Source organism: Aureispira sp. CCB-QB1, from assembly GCF_000724545.1.
GTDB lineage: Bacteria > Bacteroidota > Bacteroidia > Chitinophagales > Saprospiraceae > Aureispira.
Genome location: NZ_JHBV01000041.1, coordinates 194,413 through 212,717, shown reverse-complemented (window position 1 = coordinate 212,717; position 18,305 = coordinate 194,413). Strand labels below are relative to the sequence as shown.

Sequence of the window (18,305 nt, the reverse complement as noted above, 5' to 3'; positions counted from 1 at the left end):
TACTTAATACTTCGTAGTTAAGTAAAACCTTTTCACCACAAAAGCGCAAAATAATGAAATTAGCAACTATGTTTTTTTCTGCAATTTTATTGGTGTCCTTTATTTGTGCTACTCAGGCACAGAGTGGGAAATACCAATATGAGACTGTAGAGGGAGATCCTTTAAAAACAAAAATTTATACCCTTAAAAATGGCTTGAAAGTGTACATGAGCGTTTATAAAGATGCTCCTAGAATCCAAACTTTTGTAGCTGTCAAAACAGGTTCTAGAAATGATCCTTCTGATGCGACTGGATTAGCACACTATTTGGAGCATATGATGTTCAAAGGGACGAGTAAAATAGCTTCTTTGGACTGGGAAAAAGAGAAGGTGTTGTTGAAGCAAATTTCTGATTTGTACGAAAAAAATAGAACTGCTGATGAAGCAGAGCGCAAGGCTAATTTAGAAAAAATTGATGCCTTGTCTTATGAAGCAGCGAAGTATGTTGCTACCAATGAATACGACAAAATGGTTTCTTCTTTAGGGGCAAAAGGAACCAATGCTTACACTTGGTTGGATCAGACCGTATATGTTAATGATATTCCTTCTAATGCCCTAGGGAAATGGTTGGAACTAGAAGGCGAGCGTTTTAGTGAGTTGGTGTTGAGATTGTTTCATACAGAATTAGAGGCGGTATACGAAGAGTTTAATATTAGCCAAAACAATGCTTTTCGTAAAGTCAACAAAGCTTTGATGGAAAGCCTATATCCTAACCATCCTTATGGTCAACAAACAACCATTGGAAAAGGAGAGCATTTGAAGCGCCCTTCGATGGAAAAGATTCATGAATATTTTGATACTTATTATGTGCCGAATAATATGGCCATTATTTTGGCAGGGGATTTTAATCCAGATGATGTTATCCCAATGGTTGAAAAACATTTTGGAGATTATAAAAGCAAAGAAGTACCGAAGTGGACGAATCCTGCCCAACCAGAGTTTAAGGTGCCAGTAGAAAGAGACGTGTTTAGTAAAGAGAGCCCTACAGTGACAATGGCTTGGAGATTGGACGGTATTGGTAGTCGTGAGGCTTTGGTTTGTGAATTGATGGATATGATTGTTGCTAATGGGAGTGCTGGTCTAATTGATTTAAACTTAGTCAAAACACAGCGTACTGGAGCTAGAACATACTCTTACTTTAGTGGTGCATACGATTATAGTTTCTACTGTATGGCTGGGCAGCCTAAGACTGGACAGAGCTTAGAAGAAGTGCAAAAATTGTTGTTAGGTCAATTGGCAATGGTGAAAAAAGGAGCGTTTCCAGATTGGTTGATTGATGCTGTTATCAATGATAAGGAATATAGCGAAATCAAAAAAATGGAGTCCAACTATGGGCGTGCGGACAAAATGCTAAATGCGTTTTTGTACGATCAAGACTGGAAGGATATTGTGAATCATTATGATAAAATGCGCAAGTTAACCAAAGAAGATTTGGTGGCATTTGCTAATGAAAAGTTGAAGGATAGTCAATACGCTGTTATTTATAAGCGAGAGGGCAAGCCAAAAGATATTTATACAGTAGAAAAACCTAAAATTACGCCTGTAGAAGTCAATAGAGAGGCTATCTCTGAATTCAAAAAAGAATGGGATAAGATAAAGACCCCTGCTTTGCAACCAGTGTTTTTAGATTTTGACAAGCAAATTGTTACCACTAAATTGTCAAATGGCATTCAGCTAGATCATATTACTAACCCATACAATAAAACATTCTCTTTGAATTATATTGTGAATATGGGATCAGAGCATGATGAACTATTGCCAATAGCTATTAAGTATTTGCCATTTTTAGGAACTGATAAATATACTCCTGCTGAAGTGCAAGAAGAATTTTATAAACTAGGAGTTAGTTTTGATGTATTTGCTGCCAATGATGTTGCTTATGTTACGCTAACAGGTTTGGAAAGTTCTTTGGAAGAAGGGGTAGAATTGTTTGAGCACATTTTGGCGAATGCAAAAGGAAACGAAGAGGCATTAAAGAATATGATTGCTTCTATCAAGAAAAGCCGTGCAGATCAAAAGAAAGAGAAAGGAGCTATTTTGTACAATGGTATGTTGAATTATGCTAAATACGGTAAAAATTCTCCTTTGATGGATCGCTTATCGGAAAAGGCTTTAGATGATATTGCTGCTAGTGAATTGATTGATAAAATTCATAACTTGACTTCTTATGAGCACGATGTTTTCTACTATGGTACCAAGACACCTGCCGAGGTTTCTAAAATCTTAGACACACATCACGAAGTTCCTGCAAAACTAAAACCAATTCCTGCTAAGAAAGAATATAAAGAATTGGATACGAATGAGGATAAAGTGATTTTTGTAAGCTTTCCTGATATGACACAAGCAGAGATTATGATGTTGTCAAAAGGAACAGATCACTTTGATTTGAATGAGTATGTAGACAGCCGTTTATACAATCAATATTTTGGTAGTGGACTTTCCTCAATTGTATTTCAAGAAATCAGAGAATCTAGAGCGTTAGCGTATTCTGCATATGCTAGTAATACTACTCCGTATAAAAAGGATGAACCACATTACTTTAGAGCATTTGTAGGAACTCAAGTCGATAAAATGGATCAAGCAATTCCTGCTATGAAAGAAATTGTTGAGGAAATGCCTGTTTCTGAAGGTTTGATGCAAGGTGCTGCAGAAGCATTAACTAAGAAAATTGAGTCAGAGCGCATTACGAAAAGCGGTATTTATTGGACGTATAGAAACAATAAAAAGAAAGGCGTTGACCACGATATTCGTAAAGATGTTTATGATAAAGTTAGTGCATTGGCAAAAGATAAAGAAGCTGTAATTGCTGCTATCAAAAAGTTTCAAGAAGAAAAAATCAAGGGACGTAAATATACATACTTGGTCTTGGGAGATAAAGAAAAAGTAGATATGAAGTTCTTGGAATCTTTGGGAACAGTGGAAGAATTTACTATTGATGAAATTTTTGGAGATAGCGAAGCTACTAAAAAGCCATAAGAGAAGAAGTTCATCGTGAAATTTTGAATTTCTAAGCCAATGATTAAAAGCCTCTTTTTAAGAGTTCCTAAGGGAATTTATTAAGAAGAGGCTTTTTTATGACAATAGTTCGTTGAAAAACTTTATTAGTTTGATAATCAATAAGTTGCAAGTTTGCCGTGTTTTGTGTTAAAGCTTTGATTATCAAACTAATATAAATGTGCTTTTTTGTCTTTTTGGTAAAAAAGTAAAAAATCAACGAACTACTATTATGAAGTATTTTTACAATAATACTCTGTTGTTTATTATTCGCTACGCTCATGAGAGCGCAAGGCTAGTTCCCTCTGGTCATGAGCTTGGGCTTTTGTGCTACTGGCACAAGCCTACTCGGCAAGCTTAGTTTTTTAGTTTTTCTACGAACCCGTAGGCTCAGGAAGTAAAAATATAAAAAAGCATCTTGCTGATAATCAACGAAAAAAGCCCTCGTGTGGTAAATTAATACGATTTGCTGCGTGAGCGCTTTGCTTTTAGTTTGCTGCGCTGCTACTGCGTGGTTTCAACGGAGTAATGTTAGAAAGAAGACAGGAATAAAAAAAGGTGGAAGTCATTAAATAGCCAATTATGATGACTTGCCACCTATAACCAAATAATACTCACCTGGAAGTATATTACTTGACAGGGTAAGGGTTGAATAGCTATGAATTGGGATTGTATGGTATGTTATTTTTATGAATTTTAATAGGACAATTGGCGTAGTTAAATATTAGAGAACAATAGCTTGAAAAGTAGCAATATTAGCAATATTGCCTACAGCATCGTAAGCTCTCAGTTCAAAATCATAGGTGCCACTAACAAATGAACTTGGAATCGTATAATTTAAATTGTAGTTATAGGTATTGCTAACGGTATTGTCTAAACGAAGAGACTGAGCGGTTCCTTTATTGCCAGAAGGCGTAAAATAAATCAATTCGAGTCGACCGTTTTCCAAATTATTATTATCCATCAAGGAACCTTGCACATTCAAGGTATTGCCTTTGTTGATGTTTATACTAGAACTAGTGGGTTGAGTTAAATGGAGCGTAGGAGGGATGGTATCGGTGCTATTTTGAATTTTTAATGTGTAAAAAATAGTTGGGGCTTGATTTCCTGCTTCGTCCAAAAGCAAAATAGAGCAATGGTAACTTCCCGCTGTTACATCATTAGGGACAGTAATACTTTTTGTAATGGAACTTGTTTGACCACTTAAATTGATTACTTCTTGCAAATTCCAGTCTACTGTGATAGGTCCTCTGTGGCCATGGCAATCGAAATTATTATGAATATCAATTTTGTACTGAGAGAGTGCTTCATCATCCTCAAAAACAAAGTCGAATGTAATGGTTTCAGCACTTTTGACATAAATAACATTACTTTCCATAGAGCCACAAACCAATCCACTTACTGGATTTGGACTGATATTTTGGATGTTGATAACAGGATTGGCGATATCAATATTGGGTTCTGTGCAAGCCGAAAAAATAACACAAGCTCCTACCAGTAAGTAAATGAATTTCATAGTCAATTGTAATTTTAAATAGCTGAAAGCCAACAACAGCACGCCATATATGGAGTGCTGTTGTCAAATGTTTTAAATACTAAATGAGATACTTTCGGTTTCTTTTTCCGAACAATCGTGGTCTTCACAAGCTTCAATAGTCAAGGTGAATTTTTCACCAGCAGCGTAACTTGAAAGATCTACTACTTCATCGATTGTAGTGGATTTGGTGTGCGAATGAACATCTAGTGGATTAAAAGGAGCGATAGAGTTGTTATTAGAATCTTTTAACGTAACCTCTACATCATGCAATTCAACATCAGCAGTCAAATTGATTTTTATAGCTGTCGTATTAGGAGTGCTGACAGTACCATTATTGGTAGGAGAAAGCACATCAATGGTAATGTGGTTGTGTACTTCTTCCTCTTTTTGTGTACAACTGATAAAGTTGAAAAGGATAATAATTAAAATAGATAGTTTAAATAACTTGTGCATGATTAATAATTTTTTTATTTAGTTTAAAGCTTAAAGCAACACTGTTGCAACAAAGGTAGAAGATTATTTTTATTAATGCAACACTGTTGCGTTTTTTGTTGCATAAAAATTCCCTGAATTTATTTTATCTCCATATTTGAACAAAAATCAGAGAACCATTCTTTGAGTTTTTAAAATATAAAATGCTAAATTCGCACGCCTAAACATTCTAGGTGCCCAATTATTTGGGGGATATTAATCATTGTATTGACTTAAATAAAAATTTATTCATTTTATGAAAATTTTAAATTTGTTGGCTTTGTCTGTATTCCTATTGTCTTTGACAATGGTTTCTTGTACAAACGAAGGAAAAGAAGAAAGTAATAAGAACACTCCAGAATATAGCTTAGGATATGCTTATGGTGCTCAAATGGGAAAATCATTGAAGCAAGCAACTATGTTCACTGAAGACGAAAAAAATGTAGATCAATTTGTAGAGGGGATGAAAGAAGCTCTAAAGGGAGATTCGGCTACTGTTGCAAAAGCAAAAGAAGAAATGCAAGCACGCATGCAATCTCAAAAACCATCTGAAACACCAGAAGCAGGCGGTAAGATTGCTTACAATTTTGGTCTTACATCTGGTTTGGGAGATATGTCACAAAAAGTAGATATTCCAGCGTCTGCTTTCGATTTCCAAGGAGTAAAAGATGGTTATGTTGATGGATTGACAAAAGATTCATTGGAAATGACTCAAACAGAAATGGATAGTGTTTTGAAAGCATTTTTAGAGCCTAAATTTACAGAGTATCAAAATATCATGAAAGCGGAAGCGGAAGCTAAAGCAGCTGTAGCTATTGAGGCTGGAGAAGCTTTCTTGGCTGCTAACAAAGAAAAAGAAGGTGTTATTACAACAGAATCTGGGTTGCAATACGAGGTTATCCAAGAGGGAACAGGAGCTAAACCAACAGCTGCTGATAGAGTAAAAACACACTACCACGGTACGTTGATTGATGGGACTGTATTTGATAGTTCTGTAGAGCGTGGAGAGCCTGCTACATTTGGCGTTGGACAAGTAATTCCAGGGTGGCAAGAAGGTATTCCTTTGATGTCTGAGGGCGCAAAATATCGTTTTTACATTCCTCAAAACTTAGCTTACGGAATGCAAGCACCATCTCCAAAAATTCCAGCGGGTTCTGCTTTGATTTTTGATGTAGAGTTGATTGAGGTAAATCCTGAATAATTTGATTTTATAGGTAAATGGTTAGATAAAAATAGCTCTAAAATATAGACTCATTTTTGATACTAACCAAAGAACGAAAAGGAAATCTTAGCTTGCTAAGGTTTCCTTTTTTTGATGTCTTTAGAGAACCCTTCCATTTATTTGATAATAATAAAGTAATTGAGGTTTTTTTTCTAAAATTTAATCGCTATAAACTGTAAACTTCTGAATAGGAACTAATCTGCTGTGAATGAGCATCTATAGGCTAGATCAATATACGTTTTGGTAATAATTTAGTGGGGAGCAGTTGTAAGAAATGGATAAAAATGGTGATATATAAAAAAAAATAATTCGGAAATTGATAAGTAGTTATTTTCATAAGCTAAAAACGGTTTTAGATTATAACTATTTATAATATATTATCAAACCAAATTAAAACCAAATTATGCATTTTAAACAAATCATTGCCCCTTTGGCAATCTTTAGCGCCATGTCTTTTTCAGGCTATTCCCAAAATGTATTTCCTTCAAATGGACATGCTGGTATAGGAACAACTACTCCTAGCAGTCACTTAGAAATCAACGAACGAAGCAATCAAGCCGTGCAAATAATGTTGAGGAACACGAGTGCTTCTAATGGGGGATTCTTTATAGAGTTGCTGGATAATGACATCTCACTCAATCTGAAAGAAAAAGGTAACCTTCGATTTTTTACAAATGGCACGGAGTGGATGCGATTGAATGAGAAAGGCTTTGTAGGCATAGGAACCAATAGTCCAAACAATCCATTGAGTGTAGAAGGCAAAATAGAGTCTCTTAGAGGTGGTTTTGTATTTCCAGATGGAACGGTACAGACAACGGCAGCAGTTCACTCTAATATCTTTACTTCCTTGTATGCGACGGATTTTATTAAAGTAGGAAACAACTCTATTTACATTGATGAAACGAACCTAGGAGGAGGGGCAACACCAGAGAATCACATTTATTCTTCGAATACTAGTGGCAATCTTTTTATCAACTGTGCTGATCCAAGTTTTGTAAATCCAGGAAGCCCAACAGCTAATACTATTTTTCATTTTAATGGTAATAAGGGAGGAGTAGGAATCGCAACAGATGTATTGGATCAATATGTGAAACTTCATGTCGCAGATGGATTTGCTTTGTTTGATGGAGATCAAGCCTCTGTACTTTTTGACAAGCATTCTTCTTCGGTATATGGTCAATATGGGATTGAGTATCTTTCAACCAACGAGACGGGATCTTTAGGAGGGTTAAATTTTTGGAAACCCTTTGGTTCAAATGCTGGTCTAAAGAACTATCAGATGTTTATTAGTGATGGAGGACAAGTAGGGATTGGTGTCAATCCGTCTGAATTTGTTCCTGGATATAAATTATTTGTAGATGATGGAATCTTGTGCGAACAAGTAAAAGTGGCATTAAGAAGCACAGCTGATTGGGCAGATTTTGTGTTTGACATAGATTATGAGTTAAAACCTTTAAAAGAAGTTAAGGAGTTTATTGAAGAGAATAAACATTTGCCAGACGTGCCAAGTGCTTCGGATGTTGTGAAAAATGGGATTAATATGGCTGAAATGGATGCCACCTTACTCCAAAAAATTGAGGAACTAACGCTCTACACAATCAAACAACAAGAGTTGATTGAGGAAATGCAAAAAGAAATCGAACGTTTAAAATCTAAACAATAAACCAATGGATATATTAAAAAAAGCTGTCTTGCTTCTATGCTGTGTCACTCCATGGTTTGCTTCGGCACAGGTTGTCTCAGTAGATGATATGAGAACCAAGACGTATTTTGAAATTGTAGAAGAGAAAGAGCGATATTTTGCAGGACTACCACCTAGACAATTAGAGGGTGAGGGGAGTGAGTACAATCGATTTCAACGATGGAAAGAAAAATGGGAACCTAGAGTGGCAACACACGGTAGTTTTAGGCAATATTTTGAATATGAGAAAAAAATGTTCCAAACGAATCCCAATTGTAATCCCAATGTCATTAACTCCAACCCTTGGTTAGAAATTGGACCAACCGAACAACCTGTAGGTCCCTTTGAAGATCCCTCTAATGGAGGAACAGCGGATGGAATTGGACCAACCGAACAATTGATTTTTGCACCTTCTAATCCACTAGTAATGTTAGTGGCTTCACTTTCTGGAGGTTTGTTTTACTCTACCAATGGTGGAAATGATTGGTTGCAATCGGGAAGTGACAAGTGGCCACAACCAGGGTGTAGTTCTGCGGATATTCATCCTTCTAATCCCAATATTTGGTTGGCGACTTCTGTCGATAATAATAACGGAGAAGGGGGAGTAATAGGGTATACAGGGGGGATTTATCGAACAGTAGATCAAGGAGCTACTTGGGAAAGAATAGGAAGTCAATTGCAGTTAAACTGGTTGTATAATGCTTTGTTTGGCGTGAAATTCGATCTAATTGACCCCAATATTGCTTACACCAATACACAGTATGGATTGTACAAAAGTACGAATGTTTTATCGGCAAGTGTGACTTGGACACGTTTGAATATTACTGCCCCAGTTTCTGTAACAAGTGCGTATCCTACGTTTGATTTTTCAGGTCTAGATCATCGAGTTCACGATTTAGAATTTAGACCAATCAATCCCTCTAGTCCAGGAAGTTCTATACAGGATTTATATGCTAGTGTGCGTTTTTATGGAACAAAAACAGTTAGCGGAGAGCTAATAAAAAAATATGTTTGGAGGCTAATGAAATCTAATGATGGTGGAGCAACATGGTCTGAAGTCGTAACACCGTCTAGTATTGATAACCTAGTTCATTTAACGATTGAAATGACGAAGGCAAATAGAGATATTGTGACACTTTTGTATGCGGGAGCGCCTCCTTATGGGATTCATAGATATAATGTTAATACAAATATTTGGACAACATTAACTCCAAGTTCAACTATTAATTTTGGTTCTGGGCATACCTTTGGAATTTCTCCTTTTGATGAAAACTTAATTTATTATTCTAATGGAGATCGTTACAAAGTATATGATAATGGAAGTGTTAGTACTTATACCTCTGGTAGTGCTAATAAATTCGAGTACCATGTAGACTTAGAGGATTTTGTCAGTCATCCAACCAATCCAAACGAAGTTTGGATGTGTAATCATGGTGGGGTCGCGAGGTCACTTAATAAAGGAGTGAATTGGGAAACCAAAACGGATGGGCTTGGAGTAGCAGAAATAATGGATATGATGACTGCTCGAACCGATGCTTCTAAACTGGTTATTGCAACTTATCATGATGGTTCATCTATTACCACGACAGGGCATTACAATGGTTGGGATCCAGAGTGGCACCATGTTTATGGAGGCGATGGCGTAACACCTATGGTAGATCGAACAGATTCTAAGCATGTTTGGGTGAATACTCAAGGTGGTAAACAGGCTTATTCAGATGATGGAGGTGCAGCAAATACGTTTAGTTATCAAGCAAGTGGTTCTGGCTGGACGGCCAGTATGGGACAGCATGCACATGATCCTAAGACGATTTTTGGGGCTTATCGAAATACTGTTTCAGGTATTTCAGGAGCCAATATCAGACGCTCATTTGATCATGGCGACACCTATCATCCTATTACAGATTTTCACAGTCATCCAGATTTGGCAGGCATTACACCTGGGTGGCACGTTACAGAAATAGAAGAAGCACGAAGTAATGATAATTATCTGTATGTTACAATTTTAGAACAGCCAGCAAATAGTCCAAGTGTTTGGAGATTGTTTAGAACCAAACAAATAAACGAAGATGCTACTACTATTATTAATTCTTGGGAACAGCTTCCCATTCCTTTGGTCAATTCTTGGATTGCGGATATAGAAGTCGATCCCGAAAACCCTGAAATTGTCTATGTTGTATATACAACAGGGTTGAGTAGTGGTCCTGTTTTTAATAACAATGGTTGTGGTGAAAAGATTCTTTTTAAGATGGATTATACCAATCCTGCTTTAGTAAATTGTAGTACAGGTGCGAATTGTACCGATTACACGTTTAATTTGCCGCCTACTAGTAGCCAAGGAAGCAACACATCTCATGAGGTGCTATCTATTGAGCAAGGCTCCAATGGAGGAATGTATTTTGCGACTAGAGTGGGAGCTTTTTATATCAATAACAATTTGATTGCATCAGGAGATTATTGGCAACGATTTGGAACCAACCTTCCTTATGTTAGAGCCTCAGGTATGGAAATTGCCTATGATATTAATCGAATACGCATGAGTTTTGTAGGAAGAGGAGTATGGGAACATGAATTGCATTGTCCTGATGATTTAAGTTTTAATGAAAGTGGTGTATATACTTCTGATGAATATTTAGAGGCTATCTATCATATTAATTCTACGGCAGTCGTAAGCCCAACACTAGATGTTCGTTATCGGGCAGGTTCTTTTGTGCATTTGAAGCCAGGTTTTAAAGCGAAACCAAATTCTGTTTTTCATGCATTTATTCATCGTTGTGACAAACCAGGAAATAGCTTTAAACGACTAGACAACTCAAATGGAGCGAGTCCTCAAGAAGCACTTGAAATCAAAGAATCAGCAGATTTAGGTATCAAGACATATCCTAATCCTAGTGACGGTCATTTTACCGTAGAGGTAGATCTTGATGATATAGATGAATATTACTCTTTGCAAGTCATTGATTTAACAGGAAAAGTGATTTTTGAATCGTTGAAAAATTCTACAGAGAAAGTCGATATTAATCTAAGTGACCAACCGAATGGAATGTATATTATTCTATTTAAGTCTGGAGATAATCTTCTTTATAATAAAGTTATTAAGGAATAAAATTTTTTCTAAATGGAATGTGATAAGAAGTCCTAAAAACTTTGGTTGCAATATATTTAGAAGAAGTGTTAACATTTATTTAAATAGAGCAAAGCAGTCCTGTTTTGCTCTGTTTTTTTGTCTATTACCAGACAATTTCAAAGATAGATGGCATTGTTTTCGTTAGTTGTGTTACGAATATGTATTTTTATCCTCTGAAAAATAGTAGAGGAATTACCAATTATCCTATTAATTATTAAAACTTAACAATAGTAATGATTATGAAAACATCATACTGGATGGTATGCTTTTCAGCGTTCTTGTTTTTGACAACAGGTTTATTTGCACAGGAAGCTCCTAAAGAAAATAAAAAAGAAGCCGTAGAAAATCGTAGTTATGCTTATGGAGCTATGATTTCTAAAGGTATAACTAGAATGGGCTTGAGCGAAGCAGAAAAAAATCCAGATAAATTTATTGAAGGAATAAAAGAAGGAACGAAAGGTAATAAAGAAGCTTTTCAAAAGGCACAAAGTGTCTTACAATTAAGGATGCAAACGAAAACAGTATCTGCTGATGACAAAGCAGCTGGAGAGATTGCCTTTAATTTAGGATTAAGTGCTATCGGAGGTTTGGCTACTGAAGTAGACATTCCTCTATCTGATTTTGATTTTAAAGTTATGAAAAAAGCATTTGTAGCAGCAGAGGCAGGTGAAACTTTAAAAATGAGTGAAGAAGAAATGAATGCTGTATTGCAAGCCTATTTTGAGCCTAAAAACAAGGAATATCAAACCAAATTAAAAGCTAAAAAAGAAGCTGAGGCTGCCGAGAATATTGAGGCTGGTAAGAAATTTATGGTAGAAAATGCCAAAAAAGAAGGGGTTATTACAATGGCAAATGGTATGCAGTATGAAGTTATCAAACCAGCAACAGGACCTAAACCCAAAGCGACTGATAAAGTAAAGACACACTATCACGGAACTTTGATTGATGGAAGTGTTTTTGATAGTTCTGTAGATCGTGGCGAACCAATAGAATTTCCGTTAAGTGGTGTGATAAAAGGTTGGCAAGAAGGCATTCCGTTGATGTCTGTAGGAGCCAAATATCGTTTTTACATTCCTCAAGAATTGGCATATGGCTTACAATCTCCGTCTCCAAAAATTCCAGCAGGTGCCACCTTGATTTTTGAAGTGGAATTATTAGATATTACAGTAGATCCTGCCAAAGCAGCACTTGAGAAAAATTTAGCAGAAGGAAAAGCGTTCTTGGAAGAAAATGGAAAAAAAGAAGGAGTGGTTACCTTGCCAAGTGGTTTGCAGTATTTAGTAATTGTAAAAGGAGATGGTCCTAAGCCTAGCTTGACTGATCGTGTCAAAGTTCATTATCATGGAACCCTGATTGATGGAACTGTATTTGATAGTTCTGTAGATCGTGGTACGCCAGCAGTTTTTGGTGTTAATCAGGTGATTAGAGGTTGGCAAGAAGGCATTCCATTGATGTCTCCTGGAGCAAAGTACCGTTTGTTTATCCCTGCTAATTTAGCATATGGCAATCAAGGTGCAGGGGCAAAGATAAAGGGTGGTTCTACTCTGATTTTTGACGTAGAATTATTTGAGATTAATCCTAAGTAAATCTTTTTACATAGTTAACATTGCCAATCGAACTATTTAGGTTCGGTTGGTAATTTTTTTGGCAGTGTTCGTTGTAAAAAAAGGAAATAATAGAAATAAAATTATTATGAATAAAGTATTGGTAGTTGGTGTTGTCGTTGTTTTGATTGTCATTGTTGGTATGTGGATGTCGAAAAGTATGCAACGCCAAAAAGAGGCTGCGGCGAAGGCAATTGTTGACGGACAACAGTTTTTGAAAAAAAATGCTCAAAGGGAGAATGTGGTGACAACTGCTTCTGGACTGCAATATGAAGTGCTTGTAGAGGGGAGTGGTGATCAACCTGTGTTGTCTTCAAAAGTGAAAACTCATTATCATGGAACCTTAATTGATGGAACTGTATTCGATAGTTCTGTAGAGCGAGGAGAACCAATAGAGTTTCCATTAAATGGTGTGATCAAAGGCTGGCAAGAAGGAATTCCATTGATGTCTTTGGGGGCAAAATACCGTTTTTACATTCCACAAGAATTAGCTTATGGAATGCGCTCTCCTTCGCCTGCTATTCCTCCTGGTTCTACACTCATTTTTGAAGTAGAGCTACTTAGTTTTAGATAACCTCTAAACAACTAACGGAGTATTAAACAATAGAAACACTTATCAGAAAATAAGCAGCTAATTTATTATTGTATTAAAAAAGGCTGCCTAATAAAACAATACACAGAATATGAAGAATAAATTGGGATGGATTGGCTTTTTTATCCTTGGTTTAGTGGGAAGTTTATTAGCCCAAGAACCGAAGGCGGATTCTACGAAACAAACAACTAAAAAGCCAAGTCCAGCAGTTCTTATCAAAGAATTTAGCTACTCTTATGGATATAGCTTTGCCAAAGATTTAAAAGAAAAATCAAGCTTTGAAGCGAATGAAATGGCAGCAAAGGAAGTGCTAAAAGGATTGAAAGACGGTTTGAAAGCAGATACTGCTAAGTTAGCAGAAACCAATCGCCACTTAGAGGAACGATTAAACAGCGAAACACCCGCTAAAACAGAAGAAGAGGGAAAAAAAACGGCTTATCACTTAGGATATAATGCCATTGCGAATATGATGGTTATGTTAGAACTACCTAGCTCAGATTTTCATTATGGCTGCATCAAAAAAGGGTACATGGATTTCACAAAGGGCAAGGATTCTAAGTTTACAGAAACGGAAAGGAATGATAAGTTGAATGCTTATTTTCAAGAGAAACAAACTGCCATGCAAGAAAAGATGTTGGCAAAAAGAAAAGAAGAAGCGGCTCAAAATTTGGCATTGGGACAAAAGTTTTTGGAAGAAAATGCTAAAAAGGAAAATATTCAGACAACCGCTTCAGGCTTGCAATATCAAGTGATCAAAGAAGGTGAAGGAGAATACCCAACCTTAAAGAGTCAGGTTGTTACACATTATACAGGAACATTAATGGACGGACGAGTATTCGACAGTTCTATTGAAAGAGGTCAGCCTGCTGTATTCCCTCTAAATGCTGTAATTCAAGGCTGGCAAGAAGGTATTCAATTGATGAAAAAAGGAAGCCGTTACCGCTTGTTTGTTCCTGCTGCTTTGGGCTATGGTGAAAATAGTCCTGCTTCTATACCTCCTAATTCTGTGTTGATTTTTGATGTTGAATTGATTGATATCAAAGAAGAAGACCCTGCAACCAGCAACGCCAAAAGTAAAATGAGTTACTCTTATGGTTACATGATTGGGAAAAGCCTTGAGAGAGTTAACTTTAGTGCAGACGAAAAAAGTCCCAATCAATTTGTGCAAGGTTTTGCCAAAGGATTTGATGCAGCGCAACAAGATGTAGCCGTTGTAGAAAGTTTGTTGAAAGCAAGAATGGAAGCAGGAGAGCCAACCAAAGATGTAGAAGCGGCTAAGAAAATTGCTTTTGGAATTGGTTTTTCTTCTGCGGCAGGAATTGCTACACAAATTGGAGCTATTTCTACGGAATTTGATTTTAATGCTGTGGGAGTAGGATACTCTACGGCACTAAAAGGAGAAGATTCTCAGTTTTCAGATGAAGAAATGAATGGTTTTTTGAAGACTTACTTTGAACCTAAGCAACAAGCGTTTAAAGAGCGTATGGAAACAGAACAACAAGCCGAAGCGATGGCTAATATTGCTGCTGGTGAGAAATTTATGGCAGAAAATGCCAAAAAAGAGGGTGTTGTTCAGATGGAAAATGGGATGCAGTATATGGTTCTAAAAGAAGGAGCAAAAGATGAGATTCGAGCTACTTTACAAGATAAAGTTACAACACATTATCATGGTACATTGATTGACGGAACTGTATTTGACAGCTCTGTGGAGCGTGGCGAACCAGCTACTTTCCCATTAAATGGTGTTATAGAAGGTTGGCAAGCAGGAATTCCTTTGATGCCTGTAGGGGCAAAGTATCGATTTTTTATTCCAGCCAAATTAGCTTATGGCAATAGAGCGATGGGAGCAACCATAGGTCCTGGCTCAACTTTAATTTTCGACGTTGAGTTGATTAAAATAAACTAGTTTATTCTAATGTCTAAGCGGCATTTTATACTTATTGGCGACAGTTCAGAGGCTATATTTTTGATTATAAATTAATATTTTTACCTTTGTGACTTGTAGATATTACAAATTATAAATTTTAAAAAAAGACAATAATGAGAGAGCAAAGTTATAGTTTAGGAATTTTGTTGGGAAATAATTTAGTAGGGCAAGTAGATGTGGAAGGTTTGGATTTTGATGCATTGGGTAAAGGTCTTGTGGATGTATTGAAAGGTGGAGAGTTGGAAATGACAGAGGAAGAAGCAAACTATACAGCTCAAATGTTTCTACAAGAGTCAGCTGCTAAAATGGCCATGAAAGCTGGTGAAGAAGAAGCTAATTTTATGGCTGAAAATGGTGCTCGTGAAGGTGTTGTTACAACTGCTTCGGGCTTACAATATGAGATTTTGGCGGAAGGTGATGGTGCTATCCCTAAAATTCACGAAAAAGTAGTTGCTCACTACGAAGGTAAATTGTTGACAGGTAAAATCTTTGATTCTTCTTACAAAAGAGGACAACCAGCTACTTTCCCTGTTAACGGTTTGATCAAAGGATGGCAAGAAGCTTTACAAATTATGCCTGTTGGTTCTAAATGGAGATTGTACATTCCTTCTAACCTAGGTTATGGGGCAAGAGGAGCAGGAAATGATATTCCTGGAAATGCTACTTTGATTTTTGATTTGGAGTTATTGCAAATTACACGCTAAGAAAATAAGCGTTCAATGATATTAGGAGTTGTTCTTTAGGGGATAACTCCTATTTTTTTTAATACAATAGTTCGTTGAAACCACGCAGTAGCAGCGCAGCTAAACTTTATTAGCTTGATAATTAGCAAGTTGTTCCCTTGTTTTGTTTTGTGTTAAAATTTTGATTATCAACTGCGCAGCACTCACGAAGTACCACGAAGTAGCAGCGAAGCTAAACTAATATAAATGTTATTTTTTGTCTTTTTGGTAAAAAAGTAAACAACTAAGCGATAGCGATCTCACGACCGCAGGGAGCTAATCAACGAACTACTATTAATAAGAATGCTGCACAAAAAACAACTCGCTAAAATAATACAGTAACACACAGTATTTCGTGGCTTTTTATGTTTTTATGAATCCACGAAGTGTTAATAAATAAGAAGTTATGAAATTACAAATTATCTGTTCGGCGCTCATCCTATTTTTGGTGGCTTGTGGTAATGAAAATACTAAAATTGATGATACCAACTCGAAAGGAGAGCCTACCGAAGAAGCATTGATTGCTTACAAAAAGAAAATTGAGAACATTATTAAACGGGAGGATACTTCTTATGAAAAGTACATCAAACAGTTTGATGAGGATATAGCAATTCTCACTGGTGGCAATTATACTTATGAAGTTAATTTTGTAGAATTAGACCGAATGTACGAAATGGCTAGAGAAAGCAATGAAGCAGCCATCAAAAAATTAAAAAATGTAACGGAAATTGTTCCCTCAATAAGGTATCAATCATATGCTTTAGAAGTGGCTGTCTTATCTCAAAACTTGGTGGAAGCTATCGAAAATTGGGTCAAGAGACTCAAAGAAAATCAGAGCGAAAGTACTATAGAGAATACACGAGAAATTTATGACATCAAAGAAAAACTTAGGGTAACTCAAGAGAAGTTTGATGCCGCAGAAGCCGCCTTATCCGCAAAAATAAACAAGAAAAACTAATCGAATTTGATGCTTAGATTTCTTGACAAGGCTCACAGAGGTGTAAGCATCAAATTCGTTTTGTAGCGTTATTCAAAATGGAGGTTTGTTTTACCGTGACTTAATGTGTTTTGTTTTTTAGTCGCACTAATTTGTGATAATAATGTTCTGCTCTCAAAGAATCGTTTAAATAGTGGGCATAGAAACGGACAATCTTTTTTAACTTTAATATAATTTCATGAATTTCTCTAGAAGTATATTGGAGTCCGTTGTGCAAGCCTTTTAAATAATATTTTTCTGCCTTGTCATAATCTTGCATTCTAAGATAAAGGTCTCCTAATCCTGTAAAAGAATAGTGGTGTTCGTCTCCTTTTTGAATGACTTTAAAAAAAAGTTGTTCTGCCTTTTCGTAGTTTCTAAAACCGTACATTTGAATATTAGCCATCGTATCCAACAAACTCGGATCATGTGGCAGAATATCAAGCCCTCTAGCTGCAAACGCTTGCGCTTTGTGATAATCTCGAATCGGGTGCATCAAAAGATTCGCATAATTATTAAGCAAAATAGTATCATCAGGACAGAGTTTTAAACCTTCTTCATAATAATGAACCGCCCGTTGAATAGCGCCAATATCTTGACACAATAAAGCCGCATTTCTATATGAAACGATATTCCGAGGTGTTTTATAAGAACGAATGTAATAGTTAAGCACTCGATCAACATCTTCCAAGCGTTGTCCTTTTTTGATATAGTGTGTGTGTACAATAGAAGCAAAACCAAAAGAAGCTTGCGTGTTGTCAGGATCTAGTTCCATTGCCTTTTCATAAAAAAAGAGCACTTTCTGATAATTATTCCACTCATTTTTAATTCTATTGGCCAAAAGTGTGTATATCTTAGCATAAGGAGCTGGATTGATACGAAAAAAGGGCATATACTTCTCTATCGCATTTTCATGTAGTTCTAACAGCAAACGAAGTGGATTTTTATAGGTGTTCCAACCTTCAACAACTTTAAACTTGTATTGAGCATAATTCAGAATTAAGATTTGATCTTGTAAATCTCTAACACAAGCTTCGGGCAAATTTTGAATCAGTAAATCGTGTGCCAAGCCTTCTATATGCGCTTGGTTGTCATTGGATAAATAAGCGACAATTGTCAAAGGAATTTGTAATTGATTGACAACTTGTGGACTGTTTTGAATGAGACCTAAAGCAATACTTTTATTGGTATCTTCAGGTGATAATAGGAGGTTGCTTAGTTGTGTGATTTCTTGTTTTGTAAAACTCATGGTTTAAAAATAATTTATTTCTAGTGCTTTTGCAAGAGATGAGCGTCCTTGTAAAAAAAATAAAAGCAACAATAGCAGTTATTGGGAATTAGGCTGTCCAGAAGTTGGTTCAAAAGCAACTTAAGTTGCTGCGGAGAGAGTATACAAGAATCGTTCATTAAAACA

12 protein-coding genes are annotated in these 18,305 nt (G+C 36.3%); 9 read left to right on the top strand and 3 right to left on the bottom strand.

The features are described 5' to 3' along the window. Window positions 1–53 precede the first annotated feature (53 nt). Window positions 54–3,014, top strand: coding sequence for a pitrilysin family protein (locus tag CG11_RS21355; RefSeq protein WP_231512826.1), 2,961 nt, complete (start codon window positions 54–56; stop codon window positions 3,012–3,014). 742 nt (window positions 3,015–3,756) lie between these two features. Here CG11_RS21355 and CG11_RS21345 read toward each other — a convergent pair. Beyond that, a complete protein-coding gene (locus CG11_RS21345; RefSeq protein WP_052598879.1) occupies window positions 3,757–4,548 on the bottom strand; it encodes a DUF4625 domain-containing protein in 792 nt (263 codons plus the stop codon). A gap of 72 nt (window positions 4,549–4,620) precedes the next feature. Next, window positions 4,621–5,022: a hypothetical protein gene (locus CG11_RS21340; protein WP_052598878.1), complete on the bottom strand. Its 402-nt coding sequence runs from the start codon at window positions 5,020–5,022 to the stop codon at window positions 4,621–4,623. Between the two features lie 274 nt (window positions 5,023–5,296). Here CG11_RS21340 and CG11_RS21335 point away from each other — a divergent pair, with 274 nt between their 5' ends. From CG11_RS21335 to CG11_RS21300, 8 genes are all read left to right on the top strand, one after another. Beyond that, window positions 5,297–6,241: an FKBP-type peptidyl-prolyl cis-trans isomerase gene (locus CG11_RS21335; RefSeq protein ID WP_052598877.1), complete on the top strand. Its 945-nt coding sequence runs from the start codon at window positions 5,297–5,299 to the stop codon at window positions 6,239–6,241. Window positions 6,242–6,665: 424 nt separating this feature from the next. After that, window positions 6,666–7,925, top strand: a complete 1,260-nt coding sequence (locus CG11_RS21330; protein ID WP_052598876.1) for a hypothetical protein — start codon at window positions 6,666–6,668, stop codon at window positions 7,923–7,925. 4 nt (window positions 7,926–7,929) lie between these two features. Next, window positions 7,930–11,049 (top strand): T9SS type A sorting domain-containing protein, encoded by a 3,120-nt coding sequence (locus CG11_RS21325; RefSeq protein WP_052598875.1) that lies wholly within the window; start codon window positions 7,930–7,932, stop codon window positions 11,047–11,049. Window positions 11,050–11,303: 254 nt separating this feature from the next. Beyond that, window positions 11,304–12,656, top strand: a complete 1,353-nt coding sequence (locus CG11_RS31020) for an FKBP-type peptidyl-prolyl cis-trans isomerase (RefSeq protein ID WP_052598874.1) — start codon at window positions 11,304–11,306, stop codon at window positions 12,654–12,656. 106 nt (window positions 12,657–12,762) lie between these two features. Further along, window positions 12,763–13,248, top strand: coding sequence for an FKBP-type peptidyl-prolyl cis-trans isomerase (locus tag CG11_RS21315; RefSeq protein ID WP_052598873.1), 486 nt, complete (start codon window positions 12,763–12,765; stop codon window positions 13,246–13,248). A 109-nt stretch (window positions 13,249–13,357) separates the two neighbouring features. Next, a complete protein-coding gene (locus tag CG11_RS31015) occupies window positions 13,358–15,172 on the top strand; it encodes an FKBP-type peptidyl-prolyl cis-trans isomerase (RefSeq protein WP_052598872.1) in 1,815 nt (604 codons plus the stop codon). 134 nt (window positions 15,173–15,306) lie between these two features. Next, window positions 15,307–15,897 carry an FKBP-type peptidyl-prolyl cis-trans isomerase gene (locus CG11_RS21305; protein WP_052598871.1) on the top strand — a complete coding sequence of 197 codons (591 nt, stop codon included), beginning with the start codon at window positions 15,307–15,309 and terminating at the stop codon, window positions 15,895–15,897. Between the two features lie 424 nt (window positions 15,898–16,321). Next, window positions 16,322–16,873 carry a hypothetical protein gene (locus tag CG11_RS21300; RefSeq protein ID WP_052598870.1) on the top strand — a complete coding sequence of 184 codons (552 nt, stop codon included), beginning with the start codon at window positions 16,322–16,324 and terminating at the stop codon, window positions 16,871–16,873. Window positions 16,874–16,973: 100 nt separating this feature from the next. Here CG11_RS21300 and CG11_RS21295 read toward each other — a convergent pair whose 3' ends face one another. Continuing rightward, a complete protein-coding gene (locus CG11_RS21295) occupies window positions 16,974–18,140 on the bottom strand; it encodes a lipopolysaccharide assembly protein LapB (protein WP_052598869.1) in 1,167 nt (388 codons plus the stop codon). Window positions 18,141–18,305: the final 165 nt, after the last annotated feature.

Excerpts from the sequence above, each read along its gene's own strand:
- CG11_RS21355 (WP_231512826.1), top strand. The coding sequence starts at position 54 with ATGAAATTAGCAACTATGTTTTTTTCTGCAATTTTATTGGTGTCCTTT.
- CG11_RS21345 (WP_052598879.1), bottom strand. The coding sequence starts at position 4,548 with ATGAAATTCATTTACTTACTGGTAGGAGCTTGTGTTATTTTTTCGGCT.
- CG11_RS21340 (WP_052598878.1), bottom strand. The coding sequence starts at position 5,022 with ATGCACAAGTTATTTAAACTATCTATTTTAATTATTATCCTTTTCAAC.
- CG11_RS21335 (WP_052598877.1), top strand. The coding sequence starts at position 5,297 with ATGAAAATTTTAAATTTGTTGGCTTTGTCTGTATTCCTATTGTCTTTG.
- CG11_RS21330 (WP_052598876.1), top strand. The coding sequence starts at position 6,666 with ATGCATTTTAAACAAATCATTGCCCCTTTGGCAATCTTTAGCGCCATG.
- CG11_RS21325 (WP_052598875.1), top strand. The coding sequence starts at position 7,930 with ATGGATATATTAAAAAAAGCTGTCTTGCTTCTATGCTGTGTCACTCCA.
- CG11_RS31020 (WP_052598874.1), top strand. The coding sequence starts at position 11,304 with ATGATTATGAAAACATCATACTGGATGGTATGCTTTTCAGCGTTCTTG.
- CG11_RS21315 (WP_052598873.1), top strand. The coding sequence starts at position 12,763 with ATGAATAAAGTATTGGTAGTTGGTGTTGTCGTTGTTTTGATTGTCATT.
- CG11_RS31015 (WP_052598872.1), top strand. The coding sequence starts at position 13,358 with ATGAAGAATAAATTGGGATGGATTGGCTTTTTTATCCTTGGTTTAGTG.
- CG11_RS21305 (WP_052598871.1), top strand. The coding sequence starts at position 15,307 with ATGAGAGAGCAAAGTTATAGTTTAGGAATTTTGTTGGGAAATAATTTA.
- CG11_RS21300 (WP_052598870.1), top strand. The coding sequence starts at position 16,322 with ATGAAATTACAAATTATCTGTTCGGCGCTCATCCTATTTTTGGTGGCT.
- CG11_RS21295 (WP_052598869.1), bottom strand. The coding sequence starts at position 18,140 with ATGAGTTTTACAAAACAAGAAATCACACAACTAAGCAACCTCCTATTA.